The 17,722-nt window shown below is 65.1% G+C and carries 17 protein-coding genes and 1 other RNA gene; 10 read left to right on the forward strand and 8 right to left on the reverse strand.

The genetic code is table 11. The features are described from left to right. Window positions 1-30: 30 nt before the first annotated feature. A complete protein-coding gene (tkt, locus tag H4I97_RS03100; protein ID WP_182307525.1) occupies window positions 31-2,013 on the reverse strand; it encodes a transketolase in 1,983 nt (660 codons plus the stop codon). 309 nt (window positions 2,014-2,322) lie between these two features. Here tkt and H4I97_RS03105 point away from each other — a divergent pair, with 309 nt between their 5' ends. The 3 genes from H4I97_RS03105 to ssrS all read left to right on the forward strand — a co-directional run bounded on the left by H4I97_RS03105 (window position 2,323) and on the right by ssrS (window position 3,244). Further along, entirely contained in the window at window positions 2,323-2,595 is a 273-nt protein-coding gene (locus H4I97_RS03105; RefSeq protein WP_114364204.1) for a DUF4164 domain-containing protein, read from the forward strand. A gap of 37 nt (window positions 2,596-2,632) precedes the next feature. Continuing rightward, window positions 2,633-3,019, forward strand: coding sequence for a cell division protein ZapA (locus H4I97_RS03110; RefSeq protein ID WP_182306490.1), 387 nt, complete (start codon window positions 2,633-2,635; stop codon window positions 3,017-3,019). A 64-nt stretch (window positions 3,020-3,083) separates the two neighbouring features. Next, window positions 3,084-3,244: non-coding RNA, 6S RNA (gene ssrS, locus H4I97_RS03115), on the forward strand. 11 nt (window positions 3,245-3,255) lie between these two features. On the opposite strand, the gene H4I97_RS24750 is transcribed toward ssrS, so the two are convergent. Continuing rightward, window positions 3,256-3,387: a hypothetical protein gene (locus H4I97_RS24750; protein WP_280527682.1), complete on the reverse strand. Its 132-nt coding sequence runs from the start codon at window positions 3,385-3,387 to the stop codon at window positions 3,256-3,258. Between H4I97_RS24750 and H4I97_RS03120 the strand changes: the two genes are divergently transcribed. After that, on the forward strand, window positions 3,386-4,024 hold the full coding sequence (locus tag H4I97_RS03120; protein WP_182306491.1) for an FMN-binding negative transcriptional regulator: 639 nt from the start codon (window positions 3,386-3,388) through the stop codon (window positions 4,022-4,024). The genes H4I97_RS24750 and H4I97_RS03120 overlap by 2 nt on opposite strands. A gap of 4 nt (window positions 4,025-4,028) precedes the next feature. Here the strand turns inward: H4I97_RS03120 and H4I97_RS03125 are convergent, their stop codons facing one another. Further along, entirely contained in the window at window positions 4,029-5,273 is a 1,245-nt protein-coding gene (locus H4I97_RS03125; RefSeq protein ID WP_182306492.1) for an SAM-dependent methyltransferase, read from the reverse strand. Window positions 5,274-5,458: 185 nt separating this feature from the next. Between H4I97_RS03125 and H4I97_RS03130 the strand changes: the two genes are divergently transcribed. The 3 genes from H4I97_RS03130 to H4I97_RS03140 all read left to right on the forward strand — a co-directional run bounded on the left by H4I97_RS03130 (window position 5,459) and on the right by H4I97_RS03140 (window position 7,800). After that, window positions 5,459-6,034, forward strand: coding sequence for a 5-formyltetrahydrofolate cyclo-ligase (locus H4I97_RS03130; RefSeq protein WP_182306493.1), 576 nt, complete (start codon window positions 5,459-5,461; stop codon window positions 6,032-6,034). 18 nt (window positions 6,035-6,052) lie between these two features. After that, window positions 6,053-6,877 (forward strand): TIGR00282 family metallophosphoesterase, encoded by an 825-nt coding sequence (locus tag H4I97_RS03135; protein WP_182306494.1) that lies wholly within the window; start codon window positions 6,053-6,055, stop codon window positions 6,875-6,877. Window positions 6,878-6,978: 101 nt separating this feature from the next. Then, window positions 6,979-7,800: an MBL fold metallo-hydrolase gene (locus tag H4I97_RS03140; protein WP_182306495.1), complete on the forward strand. Its 822-nt coding sequence runs from the start codon at window positions 6,979-6,981 to the stop codon at window positions 7,798-7,800. Window positions 7,801-7,807: 7 nt separating this feature from the next. Here H4I97_RS03140 and H4I97_RS03145 read toward each other — a convergent pair whose 3' ends face one another. Both H4I97_RS03145 and H4I97_RS03150 read right to left on the reverse strand, forming a co-directional pair. Beyond that, window positions 7,808-9,139, reverse strand: a complete 1,332-nt coding sequence (locus H4I97_RS03145) for a GAF domain-containing protein (RefSeq protein ID WP_182306496.1) — start codon at window positions 9,137-9,139, stop codon at window positions 7,808-7,810. Next, window positions 9,136-9,603, reverse strand: coding sequence for a pyridoxamine 5'-phosphate oxidase family protein (locus H4I97_RS03150; protein WP_182306497.1), 468 nt, complete (start codon window positions 9,601-9,603; stop codon window positions 9,136-9,138). Before H4I97_RS03150 ends, H4I97_RS03145 begins: the two co-directional genes overlap by 4 nt. A 138-nt stretch (window positions 9,604-9,741) precedes the next feature. On the opposite strand from H4I97_RS03150, the gene H4I97_RS03155 reads away from it, so the two are divergent. The 3 genes from H4I97_RS03155 (at window position 9,742) to H4I97_RS03165 (ending at window position 12,656) form a co-directional block, all read left to right on the forward strand. After that, on the forward strand, window positions 9,742-11,280 hold the full coding sequence (locus tag H4I97_RS03155; RefSeq protein WP_182306498.1) for a flavin-containing monooxygenase: 1,539 nt from the start codon (window positions 9,742-9,744) through the stop codon (window positions 11,278-11,280). 144 nt (window positions 11,281-11,424) lie between these two features. After that, window positions 11,425-12,171: a YebC/PmpR family DNA-binding transcriptional regulator gene (locus tag H4I97_RS03160; protein WP_182306499.1), complete on the forward strand. Its 747-nt coding sequence runs from the start codon at window positions 11,425-11,427 to the stop codon at window positions 12,169-12,171. A gap of 200 nt (window positions 12,172-12,371) precedes the next feature. After that, the gene (locus tag H4I97_RS03165; RefSeq protein WP_182306500.1) at window positions 12,372-12,656 is read left to right on the forward strand and encodes a GIY-YIG nuclease family protein; all 285 of its coding nucleotides are present in this window, start codon (window positions 12,372-12,374) and stop codon (window positions 12,654-12,656) included. 77 nt (window positions 12,657-12,733) lie between these two features. Here H4I97_RS03165 and glmM read toward each other — a convergent pair whose 3' ends face one another. The 3 genes from glmM to tilS all read right to left on the reverse strand — a co-directional run bounded on the left by glmM (window position 12,734) and on the right by tilS (window position 17,716). After that, complete coding sequence (gene glmM / locus H4I97_RS03170) at window positions 12,734-14,089, reverse strand: phosphoglucosamine mutase (RefSeq protein ID WP_182306501.1); 1,356 nt, start codon at window positions 14,087-14,089, stop codon at window positions 12,734-12,736. A gap of 236 nt (window positions 14,090-14,325) precedes the next feature. Beyond that, window positions 14,326-16,263, reverse strand: a complete 1,938-nt coding sequence (gene ftsH, locus H4I97_RS03175; protein ID WP_182306502.1) for an ATP-dependent zinc metalloprotease FtsH — start codon at window positions 16,261-16,263, stop codon at window positions 14,326-14,328. Between the two features lie 115 nt (window positions 16,264-16,378). Next, the gene (tilS, locus tag H4I97_RS03180; RefSeq protein WP_182306503.1) at window positions 16,379-17,716 is read right to left on the reverse strand and encodes a tRNA lysidine(34) synthetase TilS; all 1,338 of its coding nucleotides are present in this window, start codon (window positions 17,714-17,716) and stop codon (window positions 16,379-16,381) included. Window positions 17,717-17,722: the final 6 nt, after the last annotated feature.

Consider the following 17,722-nt stretch of genomic DNA (forward strand, 5'->3'; position numbering starts at 1 on the left):
CGTTGGCAATCGCCCTGCGACAATTTGACGTTAGCCAAGCCGGGCTTCGGCGGCGGCAACCACGGCCTCGGCGGTGATGCCGAAGTGCTTGTAGAGCTCCTTGTACGGGCCGGAGGCGCCGAAGGAGGACATGCCGATGAAGACGCCGTCCGAGCCGATGATGCTGTCCCAGCCCTGGCGGATGCCGGCTTCGACGCCGATCTTCACCGGCGCATTGCCGATGATCGCCTCACGGTAGGCATCCGGCTGTTCGGCGAAGAGTTCGAAGCAGGGGACCGAAACGACGCGGGCGGGAATCCCCTTGCCGGTGAGCTCGGCCTGTGCCTTCAGCGCGATCTCGACTTCCGAGCCGGAAGCGAAGATCGAGACCTTCGCGTCGCTTGCCGAGACGAGTTCGTAGGCGCCGCTGGCGCAGAGGTTCTTCTCTTCATATTCCGTGCGTGCTGCGACGAGGTTCTGGCGCGTCAGCGCGAGACCCGACGGACGGTGCTTCTGCTCGAGAGCGATCTGCCAGCATTCGGCCGTTTCGGTGGCATCCGCCGGGCGGAACATCAACAGGTTCGGAATGGCACGGAGCGCCGCCATGTGCTCGACCGGCTGATGAGTCGGGCCGTCTTCGCCGAGGCCGATCGAGTCATGGGTCAGCACATGGATGACCCGGATGCCCATGAGGGCGGCAAGCCGGATCGACGGACGGCAATAGTCCGAGAAGATCAGGAAGCCGCCGGAATAGGGGATCAGGCCGCCGTGAAGCGCGATGCCGTTCATGGCGGCGGCCATGCCGTGCTCTCGGATGCCGTAGTGGATGTAGCGGCCGGAGAAGTCGGTCGGGGTGATCGACTTCGTCTGGCTGGTCTTGGTGTTGTTCGAGCCGGTCAGGTCGGCGGAGCCGCCGAGCGTTTCGGAAAGCACGCCGTTGATGACTTCGAGCGCATCCTCCGAGGCCTTGCGGGTTGCGACCGTCGGCTTCGTTTCGGCGAGCTTCTTCTTGTAGGTGTCGATCGTGGCGTCGAAATTGCCCGGCAGATCGCCGGCGAAGCGGCGCGTGAACTCTGCCCGCTTGTCGGCGTCTGCCGCCGCGAGGCGTTCTTCCCAGTCCTTGCGCGCCTTGGTGGAGCGCAGGCCGGCGAGGCGCCAGGCGTCGAGCACGTCGGCGGGGATGGTAAAGGCTTCCTCGCTCCAGCCGAGTGCCTTGCGGGTCGCGGCGATTTCGTCGGCGCCGAGCGGCGAGCCGTGGACCTTGTGGGTGCCGGCCTTGTTCGGTGCGCCGAAGCCGATCACGGTCTTGCAGGCGATCATCGTCGGCTTGTCGGACTTGCGCGCCTCTTCGATTGCGGCGGCGATCGCTTCCGGATCATGGCCGTCGACCGAAAGCGTGTTCCAGCCCGAGGCGCGGAAACGGGCATGCTGGTCGGTCGAGTCGGCAAGCGAGACCGCGCCGTCGATCGAGATGCCGTTGTCGTCCCACAGAACGATGAGCTTGTTGAGCTTCAGGTGGCCGGCAAGCGTGATCGCTTCCTGGCTGATACCTTCCATGAGGCAGCCGTCGCCGGCGATCACATAGGTGTAGTGATCCATCAGCTCGGCGCCGAACTCGTTGGTGAGCTTCTTTTCGGCAATCGCCATGCCGACGGCGTTGGCAATCCCCTGGCCGAGCGGCCCGGTGGTCGTCTCGATGCCGGAGGCGTGGCCGTATTCGGGGTGGCCTGCGGTCTTTGCGCCCAGCTGGCGGAACTGCTTGATGTCCTCGATCGTCATGTCCTCGTAGCCGGTGAGATAAAGGAGGCTGTAGAGGAGCATGGAGCCGTGACCGGCGGAAAGCACGAAGCGGTCGCGGTCGGCCCAGAGCGGGTTCTTGGGATCGAACTTCAGGAAACGGGTGAAAAGGACGGTCGCGACGTCGGCGGTTCCCATAGGCATGCCGGGATGGCCGGAATTGGCCTTTTCAACGGCATCCATGGCAAGAAAACGGATCGCGTTGGCCATCCGGTTGTGTTTTTCGGGAGAAATCATCATTTTTCCGCTTGTTCCGAGTCACTGGGGATGTCCGCACCGCGGCGGACCGCCTGAAGGCGGCTGATCCATAGCAGGTGAGGCGCGCGAGTCAACAAATCCGCTGGGTTTGCGGTTCCGATCCGCCAAGATTTCGCCTCGCCGGAACGCCGTAACGGGCGTGTTCGGTCGTCGTCCACAGGATAGGCAAATCCGTGCCTCTCCGGTTTTATTGACGGGTGGCAATACAAGCGAATACTGTCGGGGAAACAGGATGGCGGGCTTCGGTGTCCGATTCGGTGACTTTTTTCGGAAGGCCGGGACAAGACAATGTCGACGGACAATACGGTTGAGGCGGCGCTCGGCGCCCTGCGACAGGCGATTTCGGGCCTGGAGAACGCCGTCGACATGCGTTTCGAGGCCCAGCGGGAGAATGCCGAGGTCGAAAGCGAGGTCAAGCGCGTCCATGCCGACCGCGCACGGCTCGCTCAGGAGCTTGACCAGTCGGAATTTCGCGCCAACCGGCTCGAGGAAGTCAATCGCGAGGTCTCGCGGCGGCTGGTGACGGCGATGGAAACGATACGGGCGGTACTCGACCGCTGACGGCGGCGGCTGCGTAGTCCCGAATGCGGAAGGGCATATGGCACAGGTAACGGTGACGATCGACGGGAAAGCCTACCGCATGGCCTGCGAGGAGGGCCAGGAGCCGCATCTCTTCGAGCTTGCGACCCGGTTCGACAACTACGTCTCGCACCTGAAATCGCAGTTCGGCGAGATCGGCGATCTGCGGATCACCGTCATGGCCGGCATCATGGTGATGGACGAGCTTTCGGAAATGAACCGCAGGATCGCCGAGACGGAGCGCGAACTCGCGAGCCTGCGCGAAGGCCGCGACACGGCAGCGGCCGGAAGCCAGCGCAAGGAAGAACTGCTCGCCACGACCATCGTCGAGCTTGCCGAGCGGCTGAACGCGATTACGCGAAAGCTCACGGCCCGCCCTGCGGGCACCGCTGCGCAGGAAAGCTGATCTTTGGATCTTTTTGACGGCCCGACCTCTGGCGCGGCGGGGCGTTTGGTCCTATATCAGGGATCGCGGTCTGCGCCTCACGACAGGAAACCACAATCCCTGGGGCCATACTCGATCCAGAGGGAGCTGTCCCTGGCCAGGCCCGTGGGCTTGGACACACGGCGCCCACCTACTTTTGTAGGCGCCCAGGATCGTAAAAACTCCATCGGTTGCCGTGGATCGCACTTTCTTCTTCTTCACATCGACGGCCGTTGCGCGAGGGCGAGCATCGCCCCGAAGGCGATCATCATGCTGCCGCTCACGCGGTTCACCCAGCCGAAAGACGACTCCCCCCTCGCGAAGCGGCCAGCACCCCGGAGAGTGCCCATGTACCAGCCACCCCATTTTCGCGAGGATCGTCGCGAGGTCCAGCATGCCCTTATCCGGAACCATCCTCTCGGGCTGCTGATTTCGTCCGGCGAAGGCGGGCTTCTCGCCAATCCGATCCCCTTCCGGCTGGTGAACTCGGATCTGGGGATGGGAACGCTTCAGGCGCATATGGCGAGAGCCAATCCGCAATGGCGGGCGCTTGCCGCCGGTGCGGAGGTTCTCGTCGTCTTCCAGGGCGCCGATCACTACGTGACCCCGTCCTGGTACGAGACGAAGCGCGAGACCGGCAAGGTCGTGCCCACCTGGAACTATGCCATCGTCCAGGTGCGGGGGACGGTCCGGGTGATCGAGGACAGCCAGTGGCTCCGTGCGCTGGTGGGCCGGCTGACCGACGGCCACGAGAGCAGGCGCATGATCCCATGGGCTGTCGACGATGCGCCCGACGACTTCATCACCGCGCAGCTCAAGGGCATTGTCGGTATCGAGGTGCAGATCACCGCCATCGAAGGCAAGTGGAAGGTCAGCCAGAACCGCAACGAGGCCGACCGCCGCGGCGTTGCCGAAGGTCTCGACGCGGAGGCAAGTGACACGGCCGGGGCGATGGCCGCCATGGTGCGCGAACGGGGCGGCCTCTGAGCGCTCACACCTGAAGGTGTAACTGCTTCTCGCGCTCGACGTAGCTGCGCTGCAGATCGGTGACGTAATCACGGACGATCGGGACCGCGTCGCGGGTCCGCGACAGTTGCAGGTGGAAGACCATCTGGCTGCCGGCGCGGAACATCATCTCGCAGCTGATCAGATAGAATTCCCACATGCGGGCGAAGCGCTCGTCATACATGGCGACGACCTTGTCGCGGTTCGCCTCGAAGCGCCGGCACCAGTGGGCGAGCGTGGTCGCGTAATGCACGCGCAGCACCTCGATGTCGGTCACCCACAGGCTGTTCCGCTCGGTGACCGCGACCACTTCCGACAGGGCCGGGGAATAGCCGCCGGGAAAGATGTACTTGCGAAGCCACGGGCTCGTCGTGCCGGGCGGGCTCATGTGGCCGATCGAATGGATGAGGGCGACGCCGTCGTCCGGCATCAGCGCGTTCAGCTTCTTGAAGAACTCGTCGTAGTGCTGGACGCCGACATGCTCGAACATGCCGACCGAGACGATCCGGTCGAACTTTTCCTCCACGTCGCGGTAATCCTTCAGTTCGAAGCGGACGCGGCCCGCAAGGCCGGCATCGGCCGCCCGCTTCGTCGCGAGCGCATGTTGCTCCTTCGACAGCGTCACGCCGACGACCGAGACGTCTTCCAATTGCGCAAGATAGAGTGCGAGATCGCCCCAGCCGCAGCCGATATCGAGCACCTTCATGCCGGGCTTCAGGTCGAGCTTGGCCGCGAGCAGCCTCAGCTTGTTGCGCTGCGCCTGTTCCAGCGTCTCTTCCGGGTCGCGGAAGTAGGCACAGGAATAGAGCATGTTCTCGTCGAGGAAGAGCTTGTAGAGATCGTTGCCGAGATCGTAATGGTGGGCGACGTTCTGCTGGGCCTGCCCTTTGCGGTTCGACTGCTCACGCTTGCGGAACCGCATCCGCACCGCGCGGATCGCCTTCTGGATCGGATAGGAGCCGAGCGACAGCCGGTTGATCGAAAACAGCATCAGGAAGTCACGCAGGCTCGAGCCTTCCTCGAACCGCATGGTGCCGTCCATATAAGCTTCGCCGGCGACGAGCTCCGCCTTGAAGACGAGACTGCGGTAGAGCTTCGGATCGGTAAGCCGCATCGTCACCTGCGGCCCCTCCTGCAATCCGCCGAAGACATGCCGCTTGCCGTCGGCGTCGATGACCGTCAGCCGGCCCTTCTTGATGAATGACTTCAGCATATGGGAAAGCAGGAACATACAGACCTCGCGCGCTGACCGGAACGGTCTGCATGTTAGCGCATTCCTCAACCGTTGCGAGCGGCAATTGTCGGTGTCGCCAACCGGACCGCGACGACTTGCAATGGCGCGCATAGCGGCTAATACGAAGTCTCGATGGCATAAGGTGCCGCGCGGATCGGTCGGCGGCGGCGCGGGGAGACGGAATGACGGGGAATGCGGCGATGAAGGCGCAGCTGCGCAAGGAACGGCTCGAGCGGCGGGACGCGATCCCCGCCGATACGCGGATCGAATACAGCCTAGCGATCGCCGCCTTCGGAGAGGCGCTGGCGTTCGAGCCCGGAGCGGTCGTCGCCGGTTTCCTGCCGATCCGCTCGGAAGCGGACATCCGCCCGCTGATGGCGCGGCTGCGCGAGCGCGGTGCGCGCCTCTGCCTGCCGGTGGTGCTCGACCGCGAGACGATCGTCTTCCGCGAACTCCTGCCCGGCACCGAACTCGTCTCGACCGGCTTCGGCACCCGCGGGCCGGGGCCGGAGGCGGTGGAGCTCGATCCGGACATCCTGCTGGTGCCGCTCGCCGCCTTCGACGGCCGCGGCCACCGCATCGGCTATGGCGCCGGCCATTACGACCGGGCGATCGCGCGATTGCGGCAAAAAGGGCTTAATCCCCGGCTGATCGGCATTGCATTCGCCTGCCAGGAAGTGGCACATGTCCCCTTTGAACCGCACGATGTCGGGCTGGAAGCCGTGGTGACGGAAGACGGCATGCGGACTTTTGGATGATGATGACTGGATACGCGAATGCGCTTGCTTTTTCTCGGTGACATGGTCGGCAAGACGGGACGGACGGCGGTCTGGGAGCGGCTTCCCGGCCTGATCTCCGACCTGAAGCTCGACTTCGTCATCGTCAACGGCGAGAACGCCGCCGGCGGCTTCGGCATCACCGAGGATATCTACCTCGAAACCATCAATGCCGGTGCCGATGTCGTCACCACCGGAAACCACGTGTGGGACCAGAAGGAGGCCGTCTCCTTCTGCGAGCGCCACGACCAGTTCCTGCGGCCGGCCAACTATCCGGCGGGAACGCCCGGCAAGGGCTCCGGTGTTTTTTACGCCCGCAATGGCGCGCGCGTGCTCGTCGCCAACATCATGGGACGGGTCTTCATGCACCCGGAACTCGACGATCCCTTCACCTCGGCGGAGGCAATCCTGTCGGCCTGCCCGCTCAAGGAACAGGCCGACGCCATCGTCTTCGATTTCCACGCCGAGGCGACCAGCGAGAAGCAGTGCTTCGGCCACTTCGTCGACGGTCGCGCGAGCTTCGTCGTCGGCACCCATACGCACGTGCCGACCGCCGATCACCAGATCCTCAACGGCGGCACGGCCTATATGTCGGATGCCGGCATGTGCGGCGATTACGACTCCTCCCTCGGCATGGAGAAGGAAGAGCCGCTCAACCGCTTCATCTCGAAGATGCCGAAGGGGCGCTTCGAAGCGGCCCACGGGCCGGCGACGATCTGCGGCGTCGGCGTCGAAATCTCCGACCGTACCGGCCTCGCCGAGAAGATCGCGCCGCTCAGGATCGGGCCGCGGCTCACCGAGACGATCCCGGATTTCTGGCGATAAGCCTGCGACGGCGGCTCTAACGCGAATGTGAGCCTCTCCGGCTTTACCTCGCCGCCGTCCTGGCCCATCCTCTGCCATCGGATGGATGGTGCGGGGCCGGCATGATGCTGCGACTTGCCATGGCGTTCATTTCCTTGATTCTTGCCGCGGGTGCCGCCGGTGCCCAGGAAGAGCGCCCGCCGGTCAGCGAATGCCAGCTCGTCGCCGATAATCTGCCGAAGGCGACCTTCGTGCGCTTCGATGCTTCTCCCTCCCTTCAGCTCGCCGCCGCCGAGCGCGAGGTGACGATCACCTATCTCGGCCATTCGACCTTCCTGATCGAAACGCCGGGCGGCATCTCGATTGCGACGGATTACAACGGCTGGCTGCGTTCGCCGCGCGTGCCGGACGTGGTGACGATGAACAAGGCGCATTCGAGCCACTACACGCTCGCCCCGGACCCGGCGATCGCCAATGTCCTGCACGGCTGGAGCGATACGCCCGGCGAGAAGGCGGTGCATCGCGTCGTGGTCGGCGACGCTTATATCCGCAACGTCACCACCGATATCCGCAGCTTCGGCGGCTTCGAGGCGAACGGCAATTCGATCTTCATCTTCGAGGTCGCGGGGCTCTGCATCGGCCATCTCGGGCACCTGCACCACGAGCTGACGGACGGGCACTTCGCCGAGATCGGGCGGCTCGACGTCGTCATGGTTCCCGTCGACGGCGGGCTGACCATGGGCGCCGACAGCATGAGCCGCACGGTCAAACGGCTGCGCTCGGCGCTGATCCTGCCGATGCACCGCCGCGGTCCGCCGATTTCCGATTTCCTCGCGATGTTCGACGCGGACTTCGACTGGAAGATTTCTGACAGCGCGACCGTTACGGTCTCCATTGCCACGCTGCCGCAAAAGCCGCTGATCCTCGTGCTGAGGGGCGTCTGAGATCCGCTTACCGGCGGGTGAGACGGACTTCGCCCTCGACGGCGAGCCCGATCTTGCCGCGACCGAGCTGCAGGAGCCGGATCGGCAGGTGCTTCTCGTCGAGCCGTCGCCGCAGCAGCAGGAGGCGAGTCTCGAGGTTGTCCTTGTAGTCGGGCAGACGGAGGCTCGTATCGAGGCGGATTTCGCGATTGGTGAATTCCCGCCGACCACCCTCGAGATAATGGTGCAACATGTGCACCAGCAGCCGCCCCGCCACGCCCTTGATCACATAGTCGCCGTTGATGAAGACGCTGTCGTCGAATGGGTGATGGGCGACATCGACCCGGCTGCCGTCCGCCACCGGAACCGTATGCGCCGGAAGAGCGGCTTCCGGATCGAAGGACATGCGTTCGCAGAGCGCGAGCGAGACCGCCGCCTGCCGGGCAACGATCGCAAGGGCTGCCTCGTCCTCGCGGGTGAAGGCGAGGCGCCGATCGCTCTCGACGAAGAGGACGCCCTCGACGTGCCCCTGGACGAGGAGGGGTACGGCGATCTGGCTCATCGCGTCGGCCATGCCCGGCAACACGATCTCCCGCGTCCGGTTCTCGTCCGGCGAGGAGTGTCGCACCGCCGATCCGAAGCGGCGGATGCGGCTCATGTCGCTCACCTTGACGGTCCTCCCGCTCGCCGCCGCCGATCCGATCAGCCCTTCGCCGAACGGCACCTCGGCGCCGATGCCCGAGGGTACATAGCCGGTGCTGCCGATCGCGGTGATCTGGGCCTTCTCGCCGTAGCTCTGGAAAAGCATTGCATGGCCGAAGCCGAGATGCGCGGAAATACCTTCGAGGAGTGCATCGACGACACCGCCGGCATCCGCCGCCGCGGCGACGGCCGCGACAATGTTCTCGGCGGCGAAGAGCCGGTCCGGCCGCGGGCGTCTGGGCGCATCGACCGCCTCGACCGGCGAGGGCACCGCTTCGATGGCGACGACACGGAACACGTCGACGCAGCGCAGCCGCATGACGTCGCTTAAGCCCACCTGTGCGCCGCCGGCGGCGACCTCCTGCGCGAGCCGGTCGAAGAGGGCGCCATCCTCCAGCGTATAGGCGAAGGCGAGCTGCAGCCGGAACTGCGCGCCCGTGAGACCGTCGACCACGACGAGGGTCGCCTTCGGGTTGAGGCGGATATTGGCGGCGGTCTTGGCGAAGAACTGGTTGGAGAGCGCCACGTGTTCGTCGTCGACCATCGACACGTGGGAGAGATAGGAGATGTTCGGCACGCCTTCGGCATCGGCGGTCGCGATGATCGAGGGAATGACGCCTTCGAAGCAGGCCTCGAGGTCGCGGAGCGTAATTGTCATGTCGATACACTCCGGAGTTTCGACCCCGCCTTCGCGCCCGGCGTCTGCACATAGACCGAGGCGACGTCGATCGTCACCAGCCGCGCATCCCGGTGGCTGAGCCAGGGCGCGATGATCTCCGGCGCCAGTCCGAGGCGCATCAGCGCCGACACCATGGCGACCATATAGCGTTCCGAGCGGTCGATCTCGTCTGCCGCTGCGTCCCGCACCTCCGCCTTGCCCTTGATCTGGTACGTCACGTAGTCGGCGGGGCGGGAGAAAGTCACGGCGACCATTCCGTTCGCCCTGAGGTTGGCGATCGTGCCCGGCCACTGCCAGGCGGAAACGACGAGCGCGATCCGGCGTCCGTCGAGCGGCCATGCGCCGACGCCGCGGCCGACCTCCGGGCGGCGGTCGGCGTCCGCCGTCCCGATGATCTGCATTACCGGACTTTCGATGAAGGCCGCCAGTTCGTGGTCCAGCATGGAATCTCTCCTCTTACGACATGCATAGCGCAGCCCGCGAAGTTTTAGGATTCCCACCGCCCGGCTTAGCAAGCTTTTAGGAAACGGCCGCCGCCGAAGCGCCTATTGGCAGGGCTCCAGCGAATGAAGGAGAGCAGCATGAAACAGCAAACGACAGCGATGTCCGAGAATTGCGTCGCCGTGATCGGCGCCGGACCCGGCGGACTTGCCGCGGCGAAGTGGCTCGCGGCCCACGGGCTCGAACCGGTCGTCTTCGAGGCGTCGGCCCGGATGGGCGGCCAGTGGAACTCGACCTGCGCGACCAGCGCCGTCTGGCCGGGCATGCGCACCAATACGAGCCGGATCATGACGGCCTTTTCCGATCTCGACCACGCGCCCGGTAGCGCGACCTATCTCACCCAGGACGAGATGCTCGACTATCTTGAGCGTTACGCCTTCGTCTCGGGACTGCTGCCCAAACTGCGGCTGTCGACGCGGGTGGAGAGCCTCGAACCCGCGGCCGGCGGCGGCTGGCTCATCCGCTCGGCGAGTGGCGGGCGCGGGCGCTCGGAAGTCTTCCGGCGGGTCGTCGTGGCGACCGGCCGCTGCGGTACGCCGTCGGTCCCGGAAATATCCGGCCTCTCGGGCTTTTCCGGATCGCTCGGCGCCATCCACGCCGCCCAGTACAACGGCGTCGAGCGCTATCGCGGACGCCATGTGCTCGTCGCCGGCTGCTCGATCAGCGCGCTCGAAATCGCCTCGGAGCTCGCCTATGGCGGAGCGCGGGTCACGGTGGCCAACCGCCGCCAGCGCTATGTCCTGCCGAAGCTGATCTCCGGTGTGCCGACCGAGCACGTGATGTTCAACCGCGCCGCAGCGCTTCTCGGCGGCGTCTTGCCGCCACCGGAGCTTGCCGCGGGGCTGCGGGCCAAGGTGCTCGCCGTCGCCGGCAATCCGGCGCAGTTCGGCGCGCCCGCACCCGACGACGACATCTTCGCCGCCGGCATCACGCAGTCGCAGCAGTTCCTGCCGGCGGTGGCGGAGGGGCGCATCACCGTCATGCCGTGGATCGAGGAGATCGACGGCAACCGTGTCCTCTTCCGCGGCGGCCGCCGCGGCGAGTTCGACGGCATCATCCTCGGGACCGGCTATCGCCTGTCGCTGCCGTTCCTCGATGCCGCAACGGCAGCGAAGCTCGGCCTCGACGATGTCCACATGGACCTCCACGACCACACCTTCCACCCCGACCTGCCGGGACTGGCCTTCCTCGGCCTTTACGATCTCGTCGGTCCCTATCTGCCGGTGCTGGAGCTGCAGGCCCGCTGGATCAGCTATTGCTTCGCCGGGGTCGCGCCGATGCCGTCGCAGGCGGAGATGGCGGAAGGCGTCGAAAGGGCGAAGGCCATGCGCGCCGGGCCGCCGGCGGTGCCGATGCATGTCGCCGCCCTCGGCTTCGCGCGCAATGCCGGGGTCGATCCGGATCTCTCCGCGCGGCCGGATCTCGAACGGGCGCTGCTCTTCGGTCCGCTTTCGGCCGTCTCCTTCCGCCTCGACGGTGCGGATGCGCTCCCCGATGCGACGACGCGGGTGCAAGGGACCGCCGCCGCCTTCGGCGCAGTCACCCATCCCGCCTTCACGGCGGAGGAACAAGCGATCCGCGGTCTCGTGCGGCGCGAGGCATTGTCTTCCGCCGCCTGATCCTCCGGGGCCGCCTTCGGGCGGCCCCCTCGCAACCGCCCGCCCGGATGGTCCGGCGGCGGAAATACCCCTGCTGCACTTGAATCGGGCGGTTTTCGCTCTTATAAGGCGCCATTCCCAACAATAAGTGTGATCAGGGGTGCCATGGCTGGCCATTCACAGTTCAAAAACATCATGCACCGCAAGGGCCGTCAGGATGCCGTGCGGTCGAAAATGTTCTCCAAGCTCGCGCGCGAAATCACGGTTGCCGCCAAGACCGGCCTGCCGGACGTGACCATGAATGCGGCACTTCGCCTGGCTGTTCAGAACGCCAAGGCCCAGTCGATGCCGAAGGACAACATCGAACGCGCCATCAAGAAGGCATCGGGCGCCGATGCCGAAAGCTATGACGCGATCCGATACGAGGGTTACGGTCCGGGCGGCGTCGCCGTCATCGTCGAGGCGCTGACCGACAACCGCAACCGCACCGCATCCTCCGTGCGCTCGACCTTCTCGAAGGCCGGCGGCGCGCTCGGTGAAACCGGCTCGGTTTCCTTCTCCTTCGACCGTGTCGGCGAAATCACCTACAAGCTTGCCGTCGGCGACGCCGACAAGGTGATGGAAGCGGCGATCGAGGCCGGCGCTGAAGACGTCGTCACCGACGAGGATGGCCACACGATCTATTGCGGTTTCGAGGACATCAACGAAGTCTCGAAGGCGCTGGAAACGGCCCTCGGCGAAGCCGAATCCGTCAAGGCGATCTGGAAGCCGCAGAACACGATCGAAGTCGACGAGGAAAAGGCGCAGTCGCTGATGAAGCTCATCGACACGCTGGAAGACGACGACGACGTGCAGAACGTCTACTCGAACTTCGAAGTCTCCGACGAGGTCATGGCCAAGCTCTCGGCCTGATCGTCAAGGCACGACACAAGAGAGGCCCGGTTGCTCGCGCAGCCGGGCCTTTTCATTGTTTGCTCGTGACGCCCGTGCGGCCCCTCATCCGCGTGCCGACACCTCACCGCAAGCGGGCCTGAGGAGGGGACGGCGGCTATGCCAAACTCTGTCATGCTCGGGCTTGACCCGAGCATCCAAAGCGAAGCAAAATTTCCCGTATGGCGGGATTTGTCTACATCGTAACCAACCACAAGTATGGTACGCTCTATATCGGCGTCACGTCCGATCTGGAGCGCCGGATCTATGAGCATCGCGAAGAGCTTGTGAAAGGCTTCACATCCACCTACGGCCTGAAGCGCCTTGTGTGGTACGAAGAGCACCAGAGCATCGGCACCGCCATCCAGAGAGAAAAGTCTCTGAAGCGTTGGTACCGTCGATGGAAGATCGAGCTGATCGAGTCCCTGAATCCGGACTGGCGCGATCTGTACCTAGAACTGTGGTAGACCTTGCGAAGATGTCGTGGATCCTCGGGTCAAGCCCGAGGATGACTGCCCTGCTGAAAGCCTTCGCGTCGAGTGCCTTAAGCCGCCGCGCCGCGGGCGCCGCCGATCACGCCGACGAGGTCGTTGACGATGCGCTCGATCTGGCCGCGGTCGTCGCCTTCCGCCATCACGCGGATCAGCGGTTCGGTGCCGGAGGGGCGGATCACCAGGCGGCCGCTCTTGGAGAGCTCGCTCTCGGCGTCGGCGATTGCCTGCTTGACCGTCTTGTCCTCGAGCGGTTTGCCGCCGGAGATGCGGACGTTGCGCAAAAGCTGCGGCACGGGATCGAAGCGGTGGCAGATCTCGCTCACCGTTTTTCCGGTGCGTTTGACGCAGGCGAGAATCTGCAGCGCCGCAATGATGCCGTCACCGGTGGTGCCGAAGTCGGAGAGCACGATGTGCCCCGACTGCTCGCCGCCGACATTGTAGTGGTGCTGGCGCATATACTCGACGACGTAGCGGTCGCCGACCTTGGTGCGGGCGAGATTGAGCCCCTTGCCGTTGAGGAAGCGTTCCAGCCCGAGATTGGACATCACCGTCGCCACGATGCCGTCGCCCTTGAGGCTCTGGTCATTCGCCCAGGTCTCGGCAATCACCGCCATCAGCTGATCGCCGTCGACGATCGCACCGTTCTCGTCGACGATGATGACGCGGTCGGCGTCGCCGTCGAGCGCGATGCCGATGTCGGCGCGCACTTCGTGCACCTTCTTCTGCAGCGCCGAGGGGTGGGTCGAGCCGCAATCGAGATTGATGTTGGTGCCGTTCGGTTCGTTGCCGATGGTGATCACCTCGGCGCCGAGTTCCCAGAGTGCGGCGGGCGCCACCTTGTAGGCGGCGCCGTTGGCGCAGTCGATGGCGATCCGGAGTCCGTGCAGGGTGACGTCACGGGGCAGGGTGCGCTTGACGAATTCGATATAGCGGTAAATGTCGCCGTCGACGCGCTTGGCGCGGCCGATTTCCTTCGCCGGTGCGAGCTGCGCGTAAATGTCCTTGTCCAGGAGCGCCTCGATCTGCTGCTCGATCTCGTCGGAGAGCTTATAGCCGTCCGGCCCGAAGAGCTTGATGCCGTTGTCGGCGAAGGGATTGTGCGAGGCGGAGATCATCACGCCGATATCGGCGCGCAGCGAGCGGGTCAGCATGGCGACCGCGGGCGTCGGGATCGGCCCAAGCAGGAAGACGTCGAGGCCGGCGGCGGTGAAGCCCGCAACGAGGGCGTTTTCCAGCATGTAGCCGGAAAGCCGGGTATCCTTGCCGATCACCACGCGGTGGCGGTGATGGCCACGGCGAAAGATGGTGCCGACGGCAATGCCCACCCGCATGGCGAGATCCGGTGTCATCGGAAAGACGTTGGACTGTCCACGGATACCGTCCGTACCGAAATAGCGACGTGACATGTGTACTCCCGAAGTGCATTGGCGGCGCCGCGGATGGTCTCAGGCTTCCTCTCGCGACTGCGCGCAAACGGGGCCGAGGGGCGCGGCACCCTCTCGGGCTGCTCATGCCACAAAACACGCGAAACGGCACGTAAATTCGCGTCAATGTCCAATATATCCTGTTACCGGAAACGAAAGGGACCGCCGGTCTTTCGAGCGGCGGTCCCTTGTTCCTGCAGGAGATCTGCGGTCAGGCGTCAGTGCGGCTGGGGTTCCAGGCCGCCCTCGGGCTCTCCGCCCTTGGCGCCGGTGTCCTTCTTGGCGCCGGTCGTCGGGACGGCGGAGCCGCGGCTCGGCGGCGTGTCGTCGCCGAGGTCCCGCGCGGGCTTTTCGCCCTTCAGCAGCGCCTTGATCTCGTCGCCGCTCAGCGTTTCGTATTCCAGCAGCCCCTCGGCCAGCGCGACGAACTCGTCGTGCTGCTCGGTGAGGATGCGGTGCGCGTCGACATAGGCCTCGTTGATCAGGCGGCGCACTTCGTTGTCGATCTTCTGGGCGGTGGATTCCGAGACGTTGCGCGTCTGCGAAACGGAGTGGCCGAGGAAGACTTCCTGCTGGTTCTCGCCGTAGGCGACCTGACCGAGTTCGTCGGAGAAGCCCCACTGGGTGACCATGGCGCGGGCGAGCTTGGTCGCCTGCTCGATGTCGGAGGCGGCGCCGGAGGTGATGTTCTCCTTGCCGAAGGTCAGTTCCTCGGCGACGCGTCCGCCCATCATGATCGCCAGCCGCGAGACCATCCACTTGTAGCTCATCGAGTAGCGGTCGCCCTCGGGAAGCTGCATGACCATGCCGAGCGCACGGCCGCGTGGAATGATCGTCGCCTTGTGCAGCGGATCGGCGATCGGCACGTTGAGGGCGAGGATCGCGTGACCGGCCTCGTGATAGGCGGTGAGCTTCTTCTCGGCCTCGGTCATGGCGGACGAGCGGCGTTCCGCGCCCATCATGATCTTGTCCTTGGCGTCCTCGAATTCCTGCATGGTGACGACGCGCTTGTTGCGCCGCGCCGCCATCAGCGCTGCCTCGTTGACGAGGTTCATCAGGTCGGCACCGGAGAATCCTGGCGTACCGCGGGCGAGCACCTTGAGGTCGACATTGGGCGCCAGCGGAACGTTGCGGGCATGAACCTTGAGGATGCGTTCGCGGCCGACGATGTCCGGGTTCGGAACGACGACCTGACGGTCGAAGCGGCCCGGACGCAGGAGCGCCGGATCGAGAACGTCGGGACGGTTGGTCGCGGCGATCAGGATGATGCCTTCATTGGCCTCGAAGCCGTCCATCTCGACGAGCAACTGGTTGAGCGTCTGCTCGCGCTCGTCATTGCCGCCGCCGAGGCCGGCGCCGCGATGGCGGCCGACGGCGTCGATTTCGTCGATGAAGATGATGCAGGGCGCATTCTTCTTTGCCTGCTCGAACATGTCGCGGACGCGGCTTGCGCCGACGCCGACGAACATCTCGACGAAGTCCGAACCCGAAATGGTGAAGAAGGGCACGTTGGCCTCGCCGGCGATGGCGCGGGCGAGGAGCGTCTTACCGGTACCGGGCGGGCCAACCAAAAGCACGCCGCGCGGGATACGGCCGCCGAGGCGCTGGAACTTCTGTGGGTCGCGGAGGAATTCAACGATCTCCTCGAGGTCCTGCTTGGCCTCGTCGACGCCTGCGACGTCATCGAAGGTGACGCGGCCGTGGGCCTCGGTGAGCAACTTCGCCTTGGACTTGCCGAACCCCATGGCGCCGCGCGATCCGCCCTGCATCTGCCGCATGAAGAACAGCCAGACGCCGAGGATCAAGAGCATCGGCAGCAGCGTGCCGAGATAGCTCAGGAAGCCGGACGAACCGTCGGTTTCGGGCCGTGCGACGATCATCACGTTCTTCGACTGCAGCTTTTCGAGCAGCATGTCGTCGATGACCGGCGCATAGGTCTGGAAGGCTGTTCCGTTCTCGACGTAGGTGCCGATGACGCGATTGCCGGTGACGGTTACGTCGCGGACACGGCCGGAATCGACTTCGCGAAGGAACTGAGAATACGGGATTTCGCGCGAGCTTGTCTGGGACGGCGACGTCTGGAACATGCTGAAGAGAGCGATCAACAGCAAGGCGATGATGGCCCACAGCGCGAAATTACGAAAATTTGGGTTCATTGAACTCCCCGAACAGAAACAGCCTGCATTGCCTGCGGCCGGTATGATTATCCGTTAACATAGGATTGCGGTGCCGCCTTGCCAAGGAAAACCGGTCTCACGAATGCGTTTTCCGTCAACAAGACCTAAATTGGCGCAACGGGATACCGGGATCTGCCGAAGAGTGCGGCAAGAACGTCGGCGACGGCGAGATCGAAAACCGGCAGGAAATGATCGAAGGGCGCGAGCACAGGCTCGGTCGATAACGTCTCCATCTCGGCCGTCGCAAGGGGGCGCCGCCATCCGGGGAAATGACATGCGGCAGAACTCGTGCCCGGTATCGCGCAAGCATGCGGGGGAGTGCCTTGTCGTCATCCCCGACGGGCAGGTCCGTGCCGGGCCCGATGCGGGTTTCCTCTTCGCCGCCGTTCGTGACGAGAAAACGGTCGTCCCAGCGTGCAGTTTGTCCCGGCGCGACGGTGACCTCCGGCAGATTGCGGTTTTCCCGCATCAGATAGAACCCGTCGCGCCGCTTCCAGCCAAGCGTGCGCGCGACCGTCATGCGGCCGTGCCCGGGTGAAAGTGCGAAGGCGGTGAGGCGATCCATCTGCTCGCCCGCCGGCAGATAGGACCGGCCGCCGAGCACGGCGAGCAGGAAGGCCAGCGCATGGCGCAGCACCTCCGGTTCCGCGTCGAATGCTTCAGGCGCCAGCCGGACGATGGTTCCGTGCCGGACCGTGGCGGTGGCACGCAGCAGGTTCGCGGCTTCCGTGGAAAGGCGGATGCGGCGGGTGGCGGCGGTACGGTCGACGATGGGCGACGTTCCTTCGATCGCTACGCGGGTGCGAACCCGCTCATAGGCGGGGTTCAAGTTGCTCGGATCGTCGATCCAGCCGAGGTCGTTCCGGGTCAGGAAGGTACGGATCGCCCCGCGGCGGACGGAAAGGAAAGGCCGCACGATCCAGAGCCTGCGCTCGTAGAGGGTGGCAGGCGCCATTCCGGCAAGACCGTGGGGGGAGGGGGCGCGGGCCGTGCGCATGACGACCGTCTCGTCCTGGTCGTCGGCGGTGTGGCCGGTCACGAGAAGGTCGGCGTGACGTTCGGCGACGACATCGGCGAGGAGACGGTAGCGCGCCTCTCGCGCAGCCGCGGAAATGCCGGTCGTGGGCTTCTCGCCGAGCCAGCGGCGGGTTTGGTGCGCAATGCCGAGGTCGCGGCAGAAGGCGGCGACGCGTGCTGCTTCGCCGGCGGAGTCCGCCCTCAGTGCGTGGTCGATCGTCGCGGCGAGAAGGGTGTGGGGGTGTGCGCCTGCGGCAATGCGCCGATGCAAGGCGAGGAGAAGCCCGGTGGAATCGCTGCCGCCGGAGATCGCGACGAGAATGCGCGAGGGTTTTGCGAGCGACCTCAGGAAATCCGAAACGGCGTTTTCTGGCGAGGTGTCCCGCTCGGGCAGGATGTCTGCGGGCGCGTCCATGACGAC

It is taken from the genome of Ciceribacter thiooxidans (assembly GCF_014126615.1).
In the GTDB taxonomy this organism is placed as follows: Bacteria; Pseudomonadota; Alphaproteobacteria; order Rhizobiales; family Rhizobiaceae; genus Allorhizobium; species Allorhizobium thiooxidans.